Origin of the sequence: Vibrio sp. V03_P4A6T147 (assembly GCF_002241085.1) — a bacterium.
GTDB classification, from domain to species: Bacteria; Pseudomonadota; Gammaproteobacteria; order Enterobacterales; family Vibrionaceae; genus Vibrio; species Vibrio anguillarum.
Window position 1 is genome coordinate 22452 of record NZ_NDIO01000181.1, and the last position, 19218, is coordinate 41669.

Below are 19218 nucleotides of genomic sequence, written 5' to 3' on the forward strand. Positions count from 1 at the left end.
ATGAGGATGGTTGGGGAAGATTTCAAGTCACAAAAAACACTCACCGCGAATCGATTGGATGCGGTGAGTGATCGCTCTTATTGTGGTTCAGTCCAAATGGCGCACGGCTCAATTTTAGCGCGTTGTAATTTATGCTCGTCACGCTGCGCATCACGCTTATATTTGTATGGCCCTAATACCACGCGATACCAACTGCTGCCTTCCGTTTTTCGGATTTCACTTTTTAAACCCTGAAACGCGATATCAAGTTTACGGCTTTCAGCCTGTGCCGAAGTTTTGTACGCCCCACACTGCATGATATAAGGAATTTCAGACACTTTTTGTTCTTTGGCTACCACTTCTACTTCACGTTTCGGCAAGCTATCCACGTAATCCCATTTTTCCTCTGGAGGCGGTGGGATCACTTTCTCTGGCTTAGGTTTTGCGACTGGTTTTGTAGGAACCACAACCGCTTGAGGCGGCTCAGGATCACGGCTGAGTAAGAACAGCCCATAACCAAAACCGGAAACGAGCAACAGTGCCAATAAGCCACTACGCCAAGGTTTACGACGTGGAGTTGTTTTTTTCGGGGTCGGCTTTTTCGGACTACGACCGCGCCTTACATAATCTTTATTAGCCACAGAGAATTCAAAAGTTGATGGTTTGTACCAATGTTAATGCAGTTTCCAACGACTTAATAGTGTTGAAAGAGTTGCAGCGCATCAAAAGTGCGCTGCATGTGGTTAGCTCAAGCGAGGAGGTGCTGCGCTTTCTCGAATCACTAACTTGGTTTCTAATAGTCGAGAACCTGCGCCAACCTCTTGACCGCGAAGAAGATCGAGCATCATGAGCATCGCTTGACGCCCTATCTCATAGCGCGGCTGTGAGATGGTCGTTAACGGTGGATCGCAGTAGAGCGCAAATTGAATATCATCAAATCCCACCACTGAAATATCTTGTGGAACGCGCAAACCCAATTTTTTGGCTTCCTTAATGACACCGATAGCCATACTGTCATTATGACTAAAAATGGCTGTGGGTGGCTCAGATAACGCCAATAATTGGCGCAGTGCTTTAGCCCCAGCTTCAAAAGTAAAATCACCATAAGTGCAATAATTAGGGTTCATGGTAATTCCTGCGCGGCGTAAAGCTTGTTGATAACCTTGATGGCGGAACTTACACAGCGTGGCCTCTGCTGGCCCCGATATTTGCGCGATGCGTTTGTGCCCGAGCTGCGTCAAATAGTTCACCGCTTCAAACGCTGAAGTAAGGTTATCAATATGTACCGTCGGCAACTCAAGTTCTGGCGCAAATTCACATGCCATAACCATAGGTGGCAGGTTTTTTTGCTCCGGCTTACTAACATCAAACGGCAAATCAGTTCCCAGCAACAACATGCCATCGGCCTGCTTAGTAAATACGAGGTTAACTAACGAACTTTCTCGCTTTTTCTGCTGACCACTATCACCCAACAGTACTAAATAACCATGTTCCATCGCCGCATCTTCGATACCACGAATGATCTCTGTGAAGTAAGGGTCACAAATATCAGGCACGATAGCGACAATGGTTTTAGATTCATTACGGCGTAAGTTGCGAGCGAGAGAATTTGGTGAGTAACCAGCTTCCAAAACAGCATCTTCGACACGCTTTCGCGTTGAAGATGATACTTTTTCAGGGTTCATCAACGCCCTAGATACTGTGGCGGTTGATACACCTGCAAGCTGGGCAACATCCTTCATTGTCGCCATAGAAATTAACCTCTTTAAAAGTTGTTACTGGGCTGAAATCACCCGTTGTTATGTTTATAAAATCCGGTTGTAAAATCTGGTTATCCATTTTGAACGCTGAGCTGTTATTCACAGCGGATATATGAGTGATAGTCTATTCATTTCCACCCAGAAAGTTACGGTCAGATTAACAAATTTTACATAATAAGCGTGAAGCCACTCACATTAGAGAGGATTAAATAGGCTGACAAAAATAACAGTAACCGTTTTAGCACTCGATTGCTTCAATATGTTACATCTCATTTCATCGAAAACGCTACGGAGGTTTAACTGAGATCTTGCGGTTCAATATCTAACGACCAGCGAATTTTCTTGGCTAATGGTAACAGTCCAATCGCAGGCTTAGCACTCATCAATAGTTTTTGCATTTTGGAGCGATGCTGAGTTTGCAGTAATAACTGCCAGCGATATTTGCCCGCTCTTTTCGCCAATGGGGCTGGGGTTGGCCCTAATACTAAGCACGAATCATCAAATAACGGATGCGCTTCTAACGTATGCCTAATTTGGCGTAAAAACTCTTCCACCATCGAAGCTTGATTGGATTCCGCTTTAAACAGTGTGAGATAGGTGTAAGGTGGCAACATCGCTATTTTCCGCTCTTCTAACGCGGTTTCTGCAAAATGACGATAATCCTTTTGCAACAATGCTTGCAGCAAACTGTGTTCCGGGTGATGCGTTTGTAAAATCACTTCGCCGGGTTTACTAGCGCGCCCTGCTCGACCTGCCACTTGAGTAAATAGCTGCGCCAAGCGTTCGGCGGCGCGAAAATCACTGCTGTATAGCGAACCATCCACATCCAATAACGCTACTAAAGTCACATCGGGAAAATGGTGCCCTTTAGCGAGCATCTGCGTGCCAATTAAAATCTGATACTCACCTTGGCGAATCGATGATAACGCACTTTCTAAACTGCCTTTACGACGCGTACTATCGCGATCAATACGCACCGTTTTATATTCGGGGAAAAGCTGCGCCAGTTGCGCTTCAAGTTGCTCGGTACCTACCCCAACCGTAACCAACTGAGTGGAACCACAACCTTGACACTGATGAACCACCGGACGTTGCGAGCCACAATGGTGACAACGCATGTCACTGCTATATTGGTGAAAGGTATAGTACGCATCGCAACGTTTACACTCGGCAATCCAACCGCATTCATGGCACATCAGCGCGGGCGAGAAGCCGCGGCGATTGAGAAACAGCATCACTTGGTTACCTGCGCTGAGGTGTTTTCTCATCTCAGCAATCAGCGGCGCTGATAAACCACTCTCTAAAAACAGGCCTTTCACATCCAACACCTTGTTTTTAGTGGGAACCGCTACGCCCGCACGCTGAGTTAAGCTTAAGTGATGATATTTGCCGCTCAATGCATTATGCAACGTTTCTAATGCTGGAGTGGCAGAACCAAGCACAATCGGGATCTGCTCAAGGTTTGCACGCATTACCGCAACATCTCTTGCATGGTAGCGTAGGCTATCTTGCTGTTTATACGAAGCGTCGTGCTCTTCATCAACAATGATGATACCTAGGTCTGCAAAAGGCGTTAGCAGCGCTGAGCGAGTACCAATGATAATGCCCGCAATATTATCACGCGCCGCTAACCACGCGTTGAGGCGCTCGGTTTCATTGAGCCCCGAGTGGACCACGGCAACTGGCACATTAAATCGCTTACGAAAGCGGTTAATGGTTTGTGGTGTTAGACCAATCTCAGGCACCAGTACCAATGCCTGACGTCCTTTTTCTAAAACGGGCTTGATTAAGTTTAGATAAACTTCGGTTTTCCCTGAACCGGTGACTCCTTCAAGTAAATAGCATGCGAAATGGTGATGGCTATTAATTGAAGCAATCGCGATCGCTTGTTCTTGGTTGAGCTTGGGCTTTTCCACATCCGCTTCAACATTTTGCGGCCAAGCCGTCAGTGTCGGCCGTTTTTCCAGTGATTCTATCCAGCCTTTCTCTTGTAAGGTTTTGAGTACGCTGCTACCTACCTCTTCATCAATAAACAGTTGATGGGGCACAGCGCCAGACTCAAGCATCGTCATCACTTTGGCTTGCTTTACCGCTCGCCCGAATCCTTGCATGAGTTGATCGCGCCCACTGGGCGTCAGTTGCCACTCCACTAAGGTCGAAAAATCGGCCGCTTTCCCTTTGCGTAATGCGCCAGGCAATGCATTAAATAACGTGTCGCCTAATGGGTATTGATAAAATTGGCTACACCATAACAGCAATTGATAGAGTTTCTCTGGCCAGACTGGCTGGCTATCGAGCACCGCTTTTAGCGGCTTTAATTGATCGACTGAAAACTCAGACTCACTGACTATAGCGGTGACGATACCCACCAGAGTTTGCCGACCAAATGGCACCGACACTCGTCCACCAACAATCGGAAACAGATGACTTGGGATCTGATAATCAAACTGCTTATCCAATGGGACAGGTAAGGCAACGCGTGCAATGGTGGGGCGCATAATCGACCGTTCGTTCTACAAAAAATGTGAAAAGACAGTCTACTGGATGCGTCACCGAAATTCGAGCTTCGTCATTGGACAAAAATGTGGCGAAAATAGCGGCGAAATGGCTTGATCCACTGAAGAGGATTCATTAATATATCGCGCCTTGATGATATGGCTTCTTGCTTGATGTTAAGCAGTCAGCGGTATCAACATTTTTTTATTAACTACGTGTGGTGTCCGGCTTCGATTCGGATAGCGACGCGGCCCAATTTGAGGTTATCCCATGAAAGCTGGTATCCATCCAGAGTACAAAGCAGTTAGCGCGACTTGTTCTTGCGGCAACTCTTTCGAGTTCAGCTCAACGCTAGGCAAAGATTCTATCCACCTAGACGTGTGTGACAAATGTCACCCATTCTACACTGGTAAGCAACGTATCGTTGATACTGGCGGCCGTGTAGATCGCTTCAACAAGCGTTTCGGTGCTCTTTCTAGCAAATAATCTCTTTTTTGCTAGAAAATTAAAAAAGGATGCTTCGGCATCCTTTTTTGTTGGCATTTTTTGTATAGTTGTCAGTACGCACTGGTCTTATCTGCGACATTTTCTCCATTTTTTGATGAAGCACGTCAGGTTCCCGCCTAGGAAGTTTGAGCGACATCCATTAGAATTATGGACCTTTTCCAATCCAACACGAGCACTTATACCTATGTCTGATGACACTCACCAAGAATTAACGGCAGAAGAACAATTTCGCCAACGCGCACTCGATTACCATGCTTACCCAACCGCGGGTAAAATTGCCATTTCACTAACTAAGCCTGCCGACTCGGCTGAAGACCTTGCTTTAGCTTACAGCCCGGGCGTCGCTGAACCGGTTCGTGAAATCGCACAGAACATCGACAACGTTTATAAATACACTGCGAAAGGCAACACCGTCGCTGTGATCTCAAACGGCACGGCTATTCTTGGTTTAGGTAACTTAGGTCCGATGGCTTCCAAGCCCGTCATGGAAGGAAAAGCGCTACTGTTTAAACGCTTTGCTGGGCTTGATTCAATTGATATTGAAGTAAAACACCGCACAATCGATGAATTTGTCGATACGGTTGCCAACATCGCCGACACCTTTGGCGGCATCAACTTAGAAGATATCAAAGCACCAGATTGCTTTGAGATTGAACGCCGTTTGATCGAACGCTGTAATGTGCCTGTTTTCCATGACGATCAACACGGCACTGCGATTGTTACCGCAGCTGGCATGCTCAATGCGATTGAACTGCAAGGCAAGAAACTCAACGAATGCACTATCGTCTGTCTTGGCGCTGGCGCAGCAGCCACCGCTTGCATGGAACTATTGATTAAGTGCGGCGCAATGCGTGAAAAAATCTACATGCTTGATCGCAAAGGTGTGATTCATACTCGTCGCGATGACATCAATGAATATAAGCAGTTGTTTGCTAATAACACCGACAAACGCACACTGGAAGATGTGATTGAAGGCGCTGACTTATTCCTAGGTGTGTCAGGCCCCAACCTGCTACCTGCCGAAGCGCTAAAATTAATGGCCGATAAACCGATCGTATTTGCTTGCTCAAACCCGGATCCAGAAATTAAACCGGAACTCGCACGCGCGGTACGTGATGATTTAATTCTCGGCACAGGTCGTAGCGATTATCCAAACCAAGTCAACAATGTGTTGTGCTTCCCATTTATTTTCCGTGGCGCTTTGGATGTCCGTGCTAGTGAAATTAATGACCAAATGAAGCTAGCCGCAGTTGAGGCGATACGTGAACTGGCTAAAGAAGAAGTGCCGGCTGAAGTGTTGAAAGCTGCTGGCGTAAAAGCGTTAAGTTTCGGCCCTGAATACATCATTCCAAAACCGATGGACCCACGCCTACTGCCTCGTGTTGCTAAAGCGGTTGCTCAAGCAGCGGTTGACTCTGGCGTCGCTCGAATCGAGATGCCTGTCAATTACATGCAAGAATAATCACAATCTTGAGCGGCTAAATGCCTCGCTCGAAAAAAAACCGCTGACTTTCAGCGGTTTTTTTATATTCTGAGACACAGAGCCAAAGTCACAATGGCAACTTACCCAGTATCCTCTCGATTTTATCTCGTTGTACCGCAATTACGCGCTACACTTCTTCATCATCATACGCTTCAAATTCAATGCCCATGGCGGTCATTAATGCTTTTGCTTCCGTCGGAATATCGTCTGGACGATCTTTTCTCAAATCTTCGTCGGTCGGTAAAGGTTGACCGGTATAAGCATGCAAGAAGGCTTCACACAGCAGCTCACTGTTCGTTGCGTGGCGTAAGTTATTGATTTGACGGCGAGTGCGCTCATCAGTTAATACTTTCAACACTTTCAATGGGATTGAAACGGTGATTTTTTTGACTTGCTCACTCTTCTTCCCATGTTCAGCATATGGGCTAATGTATTCCCCATTCCAGTCTGCCATTGCGCACCTTCGTTATCGTAATTGGTCGTTAAAAATTTGAAAGTTGGATTTTAGCGGGATTTACCGCCACAAGCAAAGACATATAGACGTCTAGATATATTGACGTCTTCTTTTCAGTTCAGTAAAGTGTGCCATTATCGACAAAGAGATACCCGAAATACTTGAAATTTCAGCAGAGCGACAAGTCAAGGCAGCCAGACTATGTGATTGAAGTAGGTGAATCTAGCCAACATCGCAGCAACTTCAAGTTAGAAAGGGGATAGCAATCTCACGCACTATCGGATATAGCTAATACTCGAGACAATGGACGTTGCCATTTCGTTGTCCCCAGATAAAGCAGGAACCCCTCAATAAAAGTCAGTTTATTGAGTTTAATTAAGTAAGGAAACCGTCATGACCACTCGCAAGCCAGCCACCATCGCCGTTAGAACCGGTATTGAATCCGACTCTCAATATCATGCTGTTGTGCCTCCAATTTATCTTTCGACAAATTATAGCTTTCCTGCATTTGGTGAAGTACCTAAATACGATTACACACGCTCTGGCAACCCAAATCGAGGTCTGCTCGAAAAAGCGTTGTTTGAACTCGAATCGGGTCAAGGCGCAGTGGTGACTAACTGTGGCACTTCGGCGCTGAATCTATGGGTTTCCGCCTTTTTAAGTCCTGACGATCTGATTGTGGCCCCGCATGACTGCTACGGTGGCACATATCGCCTGTTTAATACACGCGCCAAAAAAGGCGATTTTCAGACACTCTTTATTGATCAATCCGATCCAAACGCTTTGCAGGCTGCTTTGGCGAAAAAACCCAAATTGCTACTCATTGAAACTCCATCCAACCCATTAGTTCGCGTGGTCGATATTGCTGATATTTGCCAACAAGCACACGCCGTCGGTGCATTAGTGGCGGTTGACAACACCTTCTTAACGCCAGTTTTCCAAAAACCATTAGAGTTGGGCGCAGATTTTGTCATCCACTCCACCACCAAATTCATCAACGGCCACTCCGATGTGATTGGCGGAGTTGTTATCACCAAAACAGAGCAGCACGCTGAAGAGCTAGCATGGTGGGGCAACTGCCTTGGCTCAACGGGAACCCCTTTTGATAGCTATATGACGCTGCGTGGCATTCGTACCTTAGGCGCAAGAATGCGCGTCCATGAGGAAAGCTCACGTGCCATTTTGGACTATCTGCAAAGCGAAGCCTTAGTAAAGGTCATTTATCACCCGAGTTTGCCAGAGCATCCTGGCCATGAGATAGCGAAAAAGCAGCAATCTGGCTTTGGCTCTATGCTCAGTTTTGAGTTTGCGGGCAGCTTTGAACAGCTCAAATATTTTGTCTCTCAGTTAACATTATTCTCACTGGCAGAATCATTAGGAGGCGTGGAGAGCTTAATCTGCCACCCCGCTTCGATGACTCACCGAGCGATGGGCGAAGAAGCGTTGGCCGAAGCTGGTGTTTCACAGCAGCTATTACGCCTATCGGTCGGCTTAGAAGATGCCCAAGATTTGATTGACGATCTCGCGCAAGCCTTTGCTAAAGCGAAGGAGGCCTATTAATGACTGCCCTACGTCAATTGCACAAGTTTGGCGGTAGCAGCCTTGCCGATCCTGAATGCTACAAACGGGTCGTTAATATCTTAAAAGAGTATTCTCAAGCTGATGATTTGGTGGTGGTTTCTGCCGCAGGAAAAACCACCAATCGTTTAATCGAATTTCTCGACGCTCTCAATAAAGATGGCCGAGTGGCTCATGAGAACTTGCAATCTGTCCGTCAGTACCAAATCGATTTAATCAACGCGCTGCTCGATGAAGATGCAGCGCAACCGCTCATCACTTTACTCACCAACGAAATTCGCACCTTGGGTCAGCTTTGCGCGCCCCTATCGCCAGCTCAACAAGCGGCGGTACTTGGCCATGGTGAAGTGTGGTCATCACGCTTATTGGCGGCGTTACTCAATCAACATAACCTTGCGGCCGTGGCACAAGACGCCCGCGAATTTCTTCGCGCGCAAGCAGGCACACAACCGGAAGTGGATCGCGCTCGCTCCTACCCTTTGCTGAAAGAAATTTTGGCACAACACGCGCATCACCGAGTGATCATCACAGGCTTTATGGCTCGCAGTGAACAAGGTGATACTGTGCTACTTGGGCGCAATGGTTCCGATTACTCCGCCACTATGATCGGCGCACTTGCGGAAGTAAACCGAGTAACGATTTGGAGTGATGTGGCCGGTGTTTATAGCGCCGACCCGCGTATTGTCAGTGATGCCTGTTTACTGCCGCTACTGCGTTTGGACGAAACCAACGAGTTAGCGCGCCTTGCCGCCCCAGTATTACACAGCCGAACTTTGCAGCCCGTGGCGCAAAGCACCATGGATTTGCACTTGCGCTGCAGTTATCAACCCGAAGCAGGATCGACTCGTATTGAGCGTGTATTGGCATCGGGACGCGGTGCCAAAATCATTACTTCACTTGATGATGTGCTGTTGATTGAGCTTAATTTTGCTCACGGGCATGACTTCCAGCGCCTACAAAATGATGTACTGCGCAGCTTGCGTCGTGCTCAACTCGAACCGCTAGCTTTCGATACTCAAGCCGATCAACACCAATTGCGCCTTGCCTATACTGCTGAGATTTCAGGTGGAGCCCTAGCCCATCTGCAAGATGCCGCTTTTGAAGCGGAAATTAAACTCAAAGAAGGCTTTTCATTAGTGGGGGCTGTAGGTGCGGGAGTGACGAAAAACCCCAATCACTGCTACGGCTTTTATCAACAGCTACGTTCATCACCGATCGAGTTTATCTGTGAAGCCGAATCTGGGCTGAGTTTAGTCGCGGTACTGCGTAAAACGCCGATCACCCCCTTAGTGGTGGGTATGCACAACCAACTATTTCAGGCGCAAAAACGGGTCGCACTGGCACTGTGTGGCAAAGGCAACATTGGTTCGAGTTGGTTAAAACTCTTTGCTGAACAAAAATCAGAGTTAGAAAAACGCCATGGCATGAACTTCGAGTTGGTCGCGGTGGTCGATAGCCAAACCTATTGGTTTGATGAGCAAGGGATTGATGCGGCATCGGTTTTAAAGCATTTTGACGATGAAGCGATTGCCAGTGAAGGAATGACTTGGCTACAACGATTAAGCAATATTCAAGGATATGACGAAGCGGTTGTGCTCGATGTAACCGCAAGCAAAGAACTGGCTGATCACTATCTCAGCATTGCTGAAAATGGGGTGCACCTCATCTCAGCGAATAAAGTCGCGGGCTCTTCCTCTAGCGTCGATTACCACCAAATAAAAGAAGCGTTCGCGAAAATTAGCCGCCATTGGCTCTACAACGCGACGGTTGGCGCAGGCTTACCCATTAACCACACGGTACGTGATTTGCGTGAAAGCGGTGATGAAATCGTCGCCCTCTCTGGTATTTTCTCTGGCACTTTATCTTGGTTATTTCAGCAATTCGACGGCTCAATACCGTTTAGCGAACTGGTCGATTTAGCATGGCAACAAGGACTTACCGAGCCTGACCCGCGCAGCGATCTGGATGGTTCAGACGTAATGCGCAAACTGGTGATCCTAGCCCGTGAAGCGGGATTACATATCGAACCGGAAAATGTCAAAGTTGAATCACTGGTTCCTGATGAGCTCAAGCACCTCTCACTGGATGACTTTTTAGACAAAGGCCAACTGCTGAGTGAAAAATTAGCCGAGAGACTAACCAAAGCACAACGTGAAGATAAAGTGCTACGCTATGTCGCAAGGCTTGAGAAAAATGGCAAAGCAACGGTGGGGGTTGAAGCTTTAGAGCGTGAACACGCTTTGGCTAACCTTTTACCTTGTGACAACATTTTTGCTATCGAGAGTAAATGGTATCGCGATAACCCGTTAGTGATTCGTGGCCCGGGCGCTGGTAGAGAAGTGACAGCAGGAGCTATCCAATCGGACCTCAACTTGCTGTCAAGCTTGCTGTAACACTCCAGCTTATTCCAGATTAAGGGGCCACTAGGCTCCTTAATTTAACTGCGAAAGGATGATATTAGGTCATGCATACCGAGGTTGAGCATGACTTGAAGGTCACTCACAATCAACATGAATAATATTCATAATTACAGTGTTGACATTAAATGCTATTCAATACATTCTGTGGACATATAGACGTCTAAACGTCAACTTAAGGAATGATAGATTGGCGGAAGAACGCCACAGGGAGAAATAAAATGGGATACACGCACGCCGGTCATATTGATGCACTCAACCAGAACGTGGCTGAGCTATCAGATAATATCAATGTCTCATTTGAGTTTTTTCCACCCAGCTCAGCGCAAATGGAAGAGACATTGTGGAATTCCGTTCACCGTTTAAAAACCCTACAACCTAAATTTGTTTCTGTGACTTACGGAGCAAACTCTGGCGAGCGCGACCGCACCCATTCGATCATTAAAGAGATTAAAGATCAAACTGGCCTTATTGCAGCACCGCACCTCACTTGCATCGATGCCTCTCGCGATGAGCTGATTCAGATTGCCGATGACTACTGGCACAACGGCATCCAAAACATAGTTGCACTGCGTGGCGATATTCCCGCTGGTGGCGGCAAACCAGAAATGTATGCTTCCGACTTAGTGACTCTACTCAAATCTCGCCATGATTTTGATATTTCTGTCGCGGCATTTCCAGAAGTCCACCCTGAAGCGAAAAGCGCGCAATCCGATCTGGTCAATCTAAAACGCAAAATTGATGCAGGTGCAAACCGCGCAATTACTCAATTCTTTTTTGATGTTGAAAGCTACTTACGATTTCGCGACCGCTGCGTAGCTGCTGGTATTGATGCTGAAATTGTACCGGGCATTCTACCGGTATCAAACTTTAAACAAGCTTCTCGCTTTGCCGCGCAAAACAACGTTAAAGTCCCTGGATGGATGGCGAAACAATTTAATGGATTAGATGATGACCCAACCACACGCCAGCTCGTGGGTGCAAGCCAAGCAATTGACATGGTTCGCATTTTAAGCCGTGAAGGCGTCAAAGACTTCCATTTCTATACGCTCAATCGCGCTGAAATGACCTACGCATTGTGCCATACGTTGGGCGTAAGACCGAAAGCATAAACTTTCTCTGCACTCATAACGCTATTATTAGTAAATGTTGTTCGTGATAAAACGCGATGATTGATTAAAAGTAACGCCGACTTGATGTCGGCGTTGTGGTATCACTTAAGCGAGCAGATTATTCCACGTCGTCCATTTTACCAAGTAAGCTACGAATACGATCTTGCCATGCATTCTGCTCTTGCTCCATTTGTTGCGCTTTTTGCTCAAGCTCTTCACGCGCTACTTTTAGCTCATTCGCTTCATTCACGAGCTGCTGTTTCTCTTCTTTAAGCTCTTCCACTTCCATTTGTAGAAGTGCGATGGTGTCAACTGCGGTTTGAATTTTTGCTTCTAGTAGTTCTAATACTTCAAAAGACATGGTGCATACCCTTAGTTATTCGGTTGAGGTGAACAAAATTTCACTTATTGGTTCATTCTACTCAGCACAGCGCTCAGAAACACTCACTATATGCAAATTTTCTCGCTATTTGGCTAAAAAATCGGCTCAACTTAACAGTCAACTCACTTAAGCGCCAAACCTAGGCTGAAAAACACTTTATCTGACCATGGATTTGCTCAATTTGAGGCTTAGCTTTGATCAAGTGCAATCCTTGTGAACTAAAAAAGCAAACGTTTACTATTTGATATGCTAAAATTCCCGCCGAAATTTCCTATTCCCTTTTCTTTGGAGCTAGCATGAAACGCGATTTAGCAATGGCATTCTCTCGAGTCACTGAAGGTGCCGCACTGGCAGGTTACAAATGGCTTGGCCGAGGCGATAAAAATGCGGCCGATGGCGCAGCGGTAGAAGTCATGCGCAACCTACTCAATAAAACTGACATCCAAGGTGAAATTGTAATCGGTGAAGGCGAAATTGACGATGCTCCAATGCTCTACATTGGCGAGCTTGTTGGCCTTGGTGGCGATGCGGTTGATATCGCAGTGGATCCTATTGAAGGTACACGCATGACGGCAATGGGCCAGTCAAACGCATTGGCTGTTTTGGCGGCTGGCGAAAAAGGCAGCTTCCTTAAAGCACCTGATATGTACATGGAAAAATTGGTGGTTGGCCCCGGCGCTAAAGGGTGCATTGACCTCAATAAGCCTTTAAAAGAGAATTTAGAAAATATCGCCGCCGCGCTGAATAAACCATTAGACACTCTAGTTGTGATCACCTTAGCGAAACCTCGCCATGATGCCACCATAGCGCAGATGCAAGAGATGGGTGTTCGCGTGTTTGCTGTGCCAGATGGCGATGTCGCCGCCTCGATCCTAACTTGTATGCCTGATAGTGAAGTCGACGTGATGTACTGCATCGGCGGTGCACCTGAAGGAGTGGTTTCAGCCGCGGTCATCCGAGCTCTAGATGGTGATATGCATGGCCGTCTACTACCACGTCATGAAGTCAAAGGCGATACGGAAGAAAACCGTATTTATGGTGCAAAAGAGTTAGCACGCTGCGCGGAAATGGGTGTCGAAGCTGGCGTAGTGCTGAAAATGGAAGAGATGGCCCGCAGTGATAACGTCATTTTCTCAGCTACTGGTATCACCAAAGGGGATCTGCTGGAAGGTATTACCCGCAAAGGCAACATCGCCACCACAGAAACACTATTAATTCGTGGCCGCTGTCGTACCATTCGCCGTATTAAATCAATTCACTACTTAGAGCGCAAAGACCCAGAAGTGCGCGCGATCATTTTGTAATCCGCCAGTGCTTTGCTCTGTTTTATTTTAACGACAAAGCATAGAGAGACAAAAAAGACCGCAATGCGGTCTTTTTTACTTAATCACTTTATACCGAGATGGAAGAAGTGATTAGAATAACTCTTCAGCCACTTTATACAAATCAGTGCGAACTGGACGCTTCATATTTTCAATTGCGTCGATAATATCGTGGTGAACCAACTGCTCTTTCTGAATACCAACACAACGACCACCGTGGCCATCAAGCAGTAAATGTACTGCAAAATTACCCATGCGTGACGCAAGAACACGGTCAAACGCCGTCGGGCGACCACCGCGTTGAATATGACCCAGCACGGTAGCGCGAGTTTCACGTCCCGTTGCTTTCTCAATTTCTTTCGCCAGTTGGTTAGCATCCATCATCAACTCAGTCAGTGCAATAATGGCGTGTTTCTTACCTTTCTTAATACCGTCTTGAACATTTGCAATCAGTTGCTCCATATTCAGGCCAGTTTCAGGGGTGATGATGTATTCACAACCGCCTGCAATCGCCGACATCAGAGTCAAATCACCGCAATGACGACCCATAATTTCAACAATAGAAATACGTTGATGAGAAGAGGAAGTATCACGTAAACGGTCAATCGCATCGATAACCGTATTTAATGCCGTTAAGTAGCCAATGGTGTAATCGGTACCAGCAATGTCGTTATCAATCGTGCCTGGTAAACCAACGCATGGAAAACCCATTTCGGTCAGCTTTTTCGCACCCATGTAAGAACCGTCACCACCGATGACAACTAAAGCATCAATACCATGCTTTCTTAGGTTTTCGATCGCTTTTTCACGTACTGCGACTTCACGAAATTCAGGGAAACGCGCAGAACCTAGGAAAGTACCACCTTTATTGATAACGTCAGAAACGCTTGAACGATCCAATTTTTTAATGCGATCTTCATAAAGACCAAGGTAGCCATCGTAAATACCAAATACTTCCAAATCAGCACCGAGTGCCGTACGAACAACACCACGGATTGCTGCGTTCATGCCAGGTGCGTCACCGCCACTAGTCAAAACACCGATCTTCTTAATCATGCTCACCCTCGATTTTTTGGGAACTTAATACTAATTTTTTACGCTGTCCGTTAGCGATAAAACCGACAGCAAAATCTTTCTAATCTGTGCATAATGTTACCTTTCCTAAAGAGGAATACTACTGTTATTTGCACGAAATTATGTAAGTTTGCTACTTATGTAAGAGTATTACAGTTTTGAGTTAATGCTTTGTTGATTCATATCAGAATCAGGCTTATTTATTGTTCTTAAAAAGATAGTTAATAAGCGCGTTTTTGTCGCTACCACCCTTGTGATTTTTGCTTTTTTTCTGGTCCAAACACCACAGAATAAGGATCTTGGTGGATTAATACATCAGCTCCTGGGAAAGCCTCGAGTAGCTTATCTTCCACCTCATCGGAAATGCGATGCGCCTCAATCAAGCGGATATTGTCATCTAGTTCCAGATGTAACTGAATGAATCTTACAGGTCCGGACATGCGAGTTCTTAATTGATGCACACCCAACACACCAGCCACAGAAAGACATTCTGTGCGGATTTGCTTCAATTCCTCATCAGGTAACTTACGATCCAATAAGGTCTGAATGGCCTCTTGTACCATACGAAAAGCACTGTAAAGAATATAAACGCCAATGCCGATCGCAAAGATGGCATCGGCCTGTTTAAAGCCAAACCAGCTCAATATAAGCGCGATCATAATCGCCGCATTCATGAACAGATCGGTTTGGTAATGCAATGAATCCGCGGCAATGGCTTGGCTGCCCGTTTTTTTCACGACATGCTTTTGGAACAACACTAAGCCAAAAGTCACTAGCATTGCAAACAGGCTGACATAAACGCCATATTCAGGAGAAGTTAATTCGTGTGGGCGGAAAAAACGATCAACCCCATTGAGGATAAGAAAACAGGCCGAGCCTGAAATGAACATCGCTTGGGCAAGAGCCGCAAGCGATTCCGCCTTACCATGACCAAAGGCGTGCTCTTTATCTGCGGGCTGCAGTGCGTAACGCACCACAATTAAATTGACCACGGAAGCGGCAATATCAAGTAAGGAATCAATCAAGGATGCGAGTAGGCTGACCGAGCCAGTAACCCACCAAGCGATCACTTTTACTATCAGCAACAATGAGGCTACAAGGGTTGCTGTCCAGGCAGCAAGCGTAACAAGGCGTGCGTATTCTTGTTTCATATCACTAAAATCAGCTTGAGAATGAGCAGGTAGTATACCTTCTCAAATTAAGAATGAATATGACACAAAAATGAACAGGCCTCACCCGAGGCCTATTATCAATGATTAGCGGTTATCAATGACTAGCTATTTTTTTTCATGTGCTTAGGACCATTTTCCATGCACTTCTGCATGCGATCTTGTTGTAGCGTTTGCAGTTTTGCTTTTTGTTCCGGAGTTAGCACACTCATCATGTCATGACGTTTTTCTAGCATCTTGACACGGTGAGCGACCTGTTGATCGACCATCTCTTTGGCTAGTTCATTTGCCGCTGCCGCATCAAAGTTCTCAGCGAGCACGAGAGCCTGTACTTTGTCATGGTGCGCTTTCATTTTCGCTTGGCGTTGACCTTTGTGCTCACCCTTCATCGCTTCGCGATTCGCCTCACGCATTCCTTTCAGCTTTGCTTGTTGATCAGACGTCAAATCAAGCTGCTGCATCATGCCGCGATCAAAACCGCCACACTCATCATTTGGGCCTTTATGCTGCTCTTTACCACCAAATGCAAAGACGCTTGCTGTGCTAAGAGTCAGAGGAAGTATCACCGCCGCGAGTACTAATTTTTTTGCCATTTTCATCATTCTATTCCTTCACTAAGTAGATTCTAACAAGCTGTATTCACAGCGCTTGAGTGTAGAATAGGATCTGTACGGTAAAGCAACGTATAGTGAGCGTAAAGAATCGTAAAGAGCTTATTGCTCACTGAATATCTTGCCTATTTCGCAGTAAACTGTACCCATAACTTCCCCAACGACGAGGCGACACATGGCGCATATTCTTCTGATTGATGATGATACTGAGCTCACCAGCTTACTAAAAGAAGTCTTGAGCTATGAAGGCTTCGATGTCTCTGAAGCGAATGATGGAGAGAGCGGGCTCGCGGCCATTCATGATCGCATTGATCTTGTCTTACTCGATGTAATGATGCCTAAGCTTAATGGGATGGAAACGCTGAAAAAGTTACGTGAAAACTGGCATACCCCGGTATTAATGCTCACCGCCAAAGGAGAGGAGATCGATCGCGTCATCGGTCTAGAACTCGGCGCGGATGACTATTTACCGAAGCCTTTCAGTGACCGAGAACTGCTGGCACGCATTCGCGCGATTTTGCGCCGAACCCAAACCACCAATGGCACCAAACATAATGAAGTCATTGAGTGCCAAGATATTCAAGTATACCCCTGCAAGCAGGAAGCCTATTGCCAAGGGCAATTGTTGGACCTTACCACCACGGAATTTGCCTTGCTGACTCATTTTGTGCAAAACCCAGGCGAAACCTTAACTAAAGAAGCGCTCAGCCTTGATGTTCTAGGAAAACGGTTGGCGGCCTTTGACCGAGCGATTGATATGCACGTCTCGAATTTACGCAAGAAATTACCTGAGCGTGTCGATGGTAAATCACGGATTAAAACGCTGCGTGGTCGTGGCTACCTCATGATTCTGGAGGATTAATGCGCCTACCTAAGATCAACAGCCTTTATGGCAGAATTTTTGCCATTTTTTGGTTTACGATGCTGCTGGTGCTGATCGCAGTATTAGCATTGCCGCACCTTGATCCTCGCAAAACCCGTGATATACCTAGCGATGAATACCAACGTCTTACACACTTAAAACAGAAAATAGAGAGTATGTTTAAAGATGAGCATGAACTCACACGCATCCTCTTTCGTTTAGAAAGTAGCAGCAACAAGCGTGGTGAAGGGCACATGCGCGAGAAGAACGGCACTCCACAATTCTTTATCACAACGCCAGATGGCACAATTCTCACCACCAAAACTCAAGCCGACTTTAAGTTTAAAGCACTCCAAAATTTCGTGACCAGCATTGAATCCATTGATAAGCCACAACAGAAGCTCTATGGCCGTTATATGATTTCAGGTCCATTGCCAATTACCCTTGCTAAGCAAGATCTACTCATGTTTGTCGGTATTCGCTGGAATGAGCCCCCCCCGTTCTTATTGCAACTATTTGACCGTCCGTTCGGTCTACTGCTTGCCGTGATGCTCGTCAGTACACCACTACTCTTATGGCTCGCATGGGCATTGAGTCAACCCGCCAGCCGCCTCGGGCAAGCCGCCAAACGGGTCGCTCGCGGCGAATTTGTGGTCGACCCAAGCTTAGAAAAAGGCACCAGTGAATTTCGCCAAGCAGGAAAAAGCTTTAACCAAATGGTAGAAGCCGTCAATCAGATGATTTCTGGCCAGCAGCGATTGCTATCGGATATTTCACACGAGCTGCGCTCCCCTTTAACTCGACTGAGAATGGCCAATGCACTTGCCACTCGTAAACAAGGTAGCAGCTCAGAATTGGAGCGAATCGACACCGAAGCACAGCGTTTAGAGCAGATGATCGGTGAACTGCTGACGCTTTCGCGTATGCAAACCAATAGCCATCTCAGCCGAGAAACTCAACCGCTATCCAGTTTATGGGAGGAATTATTGAGTGATGCCCAATTTGAGGCGGAGCAGATGGAAAAAAGACTCACCTATAATGCGATTCCACCGCACACGATTTCCGGTACACCAAAACTGCTGATGAGCGCATTGGAAAACATTGTGCGTAACGCCATTTACTATGGCAAAGATGAAATCAATATTACCTTTTCGGTCGAAAAAGGCAGACTATCGGTTTGCGTGGAAGACAATGGTGAAGGCGTTCCCGAAAACGAGTTAGACGATATTTTCCGCCCCTTTTATCGTGTTTCGACCGCGCGTGATAGGCACAGTGGTGGTACAGGGTTAGGTTTAGCCATCACCGAAAGTGCCATTCGTCAACACAGCGGTACGATTCACGCAAGTCGCAGCCAATTAGGTGGGTTAAAAGTACAATTCTCGCTCCCATTGGATAGTTAAATTCCACTTATGCCTATATTGCCAAATAACGGGTGACTTGTACTCAATAGGCTCGTCACCTTATACTTCCGGCCCACACTCTTTAAGAGCAGCTATACCATGTTTGATATCGCACTTTACGAACCTGAAATCGCCCCTAATACCGGAAATATTATTCGCTTGTGTGCCAATTGCGGCGCTAATTTGCATCTTATTGAACCGCTAGGTTTTGATCTAGAAGAGAAGAAAGTGCGCCGCGCAGGGCTTGATTACCACGATTTAGCGCGCGTAACGCGTCATGCCAACTTGGATGCCTTTATGGACTACCTCAATGCAGAGCGCGAAACGTACCGGATTTTTGCTTGTACCACTAAAACCACGGGGCACCACGTCGATGCGCAGTTTCAAAAAGGAGATGTGTTGATGTTTGGCCCAGAAACTCGTGGATTACCAGCGCAAGTCATCGAAAGCCTACCGATGACACAACGTATTCGTATTCCGATGATGGCAGAAGCTCGCAGTTTAAATCTCTCTAATGCGGTCGCTATTATTGCGTTTGAAGCGTGGCGTCAAATGGGCTTTGAAGGTGCGCAATAACAGCGCTAGTGTTCTAAAACGGTAGGAAGATAAATC

At 46.5% G+C, this 19218-nt stretch carries 17 protein-coding genes; 9 read left to right on the plus strand and 8 right to left on the minus strand.

Going from position 1 to position 19218, the window contains the following annotated elements; translation table 11 throughout:
• Nucleotides 1-77: 77 nt before the first annotated feature.
• From B9J84_RS07295 to priA, 3 genes are all read right to left on the minus strand, one after another.
• A complete protein-coding gene (locus tag B9J84_RS07295; RefSeq protein ID WP_017043196.1) occupies nucleotides 78-620 on the minus strand; it encodes an SPOR domain-containing protein in 543 nt (180 codons plus the stop codon).
• Between the two features lie 102 nt (nucleotides 621-722).
• A complete protein-coding gene (gene cytR, locus B9J84_RS07300) occupies nucleotides 723-1730 on the minus strand; it encodes a DNA-binding transcriptional regulator CytR (protein WP_017043195.1) in 1008 nt (335 codons plus the stop codon).
• 305 nt (nucleotides 1731-2035) lie between these two features.
• Nucleotides 2036-4237, minus strand: a complete 2202-nt coding sequence (gene priA, locus B9J84_RS07305; RefSeq protein WP_013855848.1) for a primosomal protein N' — start codon at nucleotides 4235-4237, stop codon at nucleotides 2036-2038.
• A 268-nt stretch (nucleotides 4238-4505) separates the two neighbouring features.
• Between priA and rpmE the strand changes: the two genes are divergently transcribed.
• Nucleotides 4506-4721, plus strand: coding sequence for a 50S ribosomal protein L31 (gene rpmE, locus B9J84_RS07310; protein WP_010318344.1), 216 nt, complete (start codon nucleotides 4506-4508; stop codon nucleotides 4719-4721).
• Between the two features lie 205 nt (nucleotides 4722-4926).
• Nucleotides 4927-6204 carry a malic enzyme-like NAD(P)-binding protein gene (locus B9J84_RS07315; RefSeq protein ID WP_026027888.1) on the plus strand — a complete coding sequence of 426 codons (1278 nt, stop codon included), beginning with the start codon at nucleotides 4927-4929 and terminating at the stop codon, nucleotides 6202-6204.
• Nucleotides 6205-6352: 148 nt separating this feature from the next.
• Here B9J84_RS07315 and metJ read toward each other — a convergent pair whose 3' ends face one another.
• Nucleotides 6353-6679: a met regulon transcriptional regulator MetJ gene (gene metJ, locus B9J84_RS07320; RefSeq protein WP_010318342.1), complete on the minus strand. Its 327-nt coding sequence runs from the start codon at nucleotides 6677-6679 to the stop codon at nucleotides 6353-6355.
• A 393-nt stretch (nucleotides 6680-7072) separates the two neighbouring features.
• On the opposite strand from metJ, the gene B9J84_RS07325 reads away from it, so the two are divergent.
• The 3 genes from B9J84_RS07325 to metF all read left to right on the plus strand — a co-directional run bounded on the left by B9J84_RS07325 (nucleotide 7073) and on the right by metF (nucleotide 11786).
• Nucleotides 7073-8239, plus strand: a complete 1167-nt coding sequence (locus B9J84_RS07325) for an O-succinylhomoserine (thiol)-lyase (RefSeq protein ID WP_094123851.1) — start codon at nucleotides 7073-7075, stop codon at nucleotides 8237-8239.
• Nucleotides 8239-10650: a bifunctional aspartate kinase/homoserine dehydrogenase II gene (locus B9J84_RS07330; RefSeq protein WP_017049225.1), complete on the plus strand. Its 2412-nt coding sequence runs from the start codon at nucleotides 8239-8241 to the stop codon at nucleotides 10648-10650. The genes B9J84_RS07325 and B9J84_RS07330 overlap by 1 nt, the downstream gene beginning before the upstream one ends.
• 245 nt (nucleotides 10651-10895) lie before the next feature.
• Nucleotides 10896-11786 (plus strand): methylenetetrahydrofolate reductase, encoded by an 891-nt coding sequence (gene metF, locus B9J84_RS07335; RefSeq protein WP_017043191.1) that lies wholly within the window; start codon nucleotides 10896-10898, stop codon nucleotides 11784-11786.
• A gap of 118 nt (nucleotides 11787-11904) precedes the next feature.
• Here metF and zapB read toward each other — a convergent pair whose 3' ends face one another.
• Nucleotides 11905-12147 (minus strand): cell division protein ZapB, encoded by a 243-nt coding sequence (zapB, locus tag B9J84_RS07340; RefSeq protein ID WP_010318338.1) that lies wholly within the window; start codon nucleotides 12145-12147, stop codon nucleotides 11905-11907.
• A 317-nt stretch (nucleotides 12148-12464) separates the two neighbouring features.
• On the opposite strand from zapB, the gene glpX reads away from it, so the two are divergent.
• Nucleotides 12465-13472: a class II fructose-bisphosphatase gene (gene glpX / locus B9J84_RS07345; protein ID WP_013855841.1), complete on the plus strand. Its 1008-nt coding sequence runs from the start codon at nucleotides 12465-12467 to the stop codon at nucleotides 13470-13472.
• A gap of 111 nt (nucleotides 13473-13583) precedes the next feature.
• On the opposite strand, the gene pfkA is transcribed toward glpX, so the two are convergent.
• From pfkA to B9J84_RS07360, 3 genes are all read right to left on the minus strand, one after another.
• Complete coding sequence (gene pfkA / locus B9J84_RS07350; RefSeq protein WP_026027886.1) at nucleotides 13584-14546, minus strand: 6-phosphofructokinase; 963 nt, start codon at nucleotides 14544-14546, stop codon at nucleotides 13584-13586.
• 260 nt (nucleotides 14547-14806) lie between these two features.
• On the minus strand, nucleotides 14807-15715 hold the full coding sequence (gene fieF, locus B9J84_RS07355; RefSeq protein ID WP_010318335.1) for a CDF family cation-efflux transporter FieF: 909 nt from the start codon (nucleotides 15713-15715) through the stop codon (nucleotides 14807-14809).
• 122 nt (nucleotides 15716-15837) lie between these two features.
• Nucleotides 15838-16335: a CpxP family protein gene (locus B9J84_RS07360; protein WP_017049227.1), complete on the minus strand. Its 498-nt coding sequence runs from the start codon at nucleotides 16333-16335 to the stop codon at nucleotides 15838-15840.
• Between the two features lie 184 nt (nucleotides 16336-16519).
• Here B9J84_RS07360 and B9J84_RS07365 point away from each other — a divergent pair, with 184 nt between their 5' ends.
• The 3 genes from B9J84_RS07365 (at nucleotide 16520) to trmL (ending at nucleotide 19182) form a co-directional block, all read left to right on the plus strand.
• The gene (locus B9J84_RS07365) at nucleotides 16520-17206 is read left to right on the plus strand and encodes a response regulator (protein ID WP_094123852.1); all 687 of its coding nucleotides are present in this window, start codon (nucleotides 16520-16522) and stop codon (nucleotides 17204-17206) included.
• The gene (gene cpxA, locus B9J84_RS07370) at nucleotides 17206-18606 is read left to right on the plus strand and encodes an envelope stress sensor histidine kinase CpxA (protein ID WP_094123853.1); all 1401 of its coding nucleotides are present in this window, start codon (nucleotides 17206-17208) and stop codon (nucleotides 18604-18606) included. Before B9J84_RS07365 ends, cpxA begins: the two co-directional genes overlap by 1 nt.
• Nucleotides 18607-18705: 99 nt before the next feature.
• A complete protein-coding gene (gene trmL, locus B9J84_RS07375) occupies nucleotides 18706-19182 on the plus strand; it encodes a tRNA (uridine(34)/cytosine(34)/5-carboxymethylaminomethyluridine(34)-2'-O)-methyltransferase TrmL (RefSeq protein WP_013855835.1) in 477 nt (158 codons plus the stop codon).
• Nucleotides 19183-19218 lie beyond the last annotated feature (36 nt).

Coding starts and splice junctions, on each gene's coding strand:
- fieF (WP_010318335.1), bottom strand. CDS start 15,715: ATGAAACAAGAATACGCACGCCTTGTTACGCTTGCTGCCTGGACAGCA.
- B9J84_RS07365 (WP_094123852.1), top strand. CDS start 16,520: ATGGCGCATATTCTTCTGATTGATGATGATACTGAGCTCACCAGCTTA.
- glpX (WP_013855841.1), top strand. CDS start 12,465: ATGAAACGCGATTTAGCAATGGCATTCTCTCGAGTCACTGAAGGTGCC.
- B9J84_RS07325 (WP_094123851.1), top strand. CDS start 7,073: ATGACCACTCGCAAGCCAGCCACCATCGCCGTTAGAACCGGTATTGAA.
- metJ (WP_010318342.1), bottom strand. CDS start 6,679: ATGGCAGACTGGAATGGGGAATACATTAGCCCATATGCTGAACATGGG.
- B9J84_RS07330 (WP_017049225.1), top strand. CDS start 8,239: ATGACTGCCCTACGTCAATTGCACAAGTTTGGCGGTAGCAGCCTTGCC.
- metF (WP_017043191.1), top strand. CDS start 10,896: ATGGGATACACGCACGCCGGTCATATTGATGCACTCAACCAGAACGTG.
- pfkA (WP_026027886.1), bottom strand. CDS start 14,546: ATGATTAAGAAGATCGGTGTTTTGACTAGTGGCGGTGACGCACCTGGC.
- B9J84_RS07360 (WP_017049227.1), bottom strand. CDS start 16,335: ATGATGAAAATGGCAAAAAAATTAGTACTCGCGGCGGTGATACTTCCT.
- rpmE (WP_010318344.1), top strand. CDS start 4,506: ATGAAAGCTGGTATCCATCCAGAGTACAAAGCAGTTAGCGCGACTTGT.
- cytR (WP_017043195.1), bottom strand. CDS start 1,730: ATGGCGACAATGAAGGATGTTGCCCAGCTTGCAGGTGTATCAACCGCC.
- zapB (WP_010318338.1), bottom strand. CDS start 12,147: ATGTCTTTTGAAGTATTAGAACTACTAGAAGCAAAAATTCAAACCGCA.
- trmL (WP_013855835.1), top strand. CDS start 18,706: ATGTTTGATATCGCACTTTACGAACCTGAAATCGCCCCTAATACCGGA.
- B9J84_RS07315 (WP_026027888.1), top strand. CDS start 4,927: ATGTCTGATGACACTCACCAAGAATTAACGGCAGAAGAACAATTTCGC.
- priA (WP_013855848.1), bottom strand. CDS start 4,237: ATGCGCCCCACCATTGCACGCGTTGCCTTACCTGTCCCATTGGATAAG.
- cpxA (WP_094123853.1), top strand. CDS start 17,206: ATGCGCCTACCTAAGATCAACAGCCTTTATGGCAGAATTTTTGCCATT.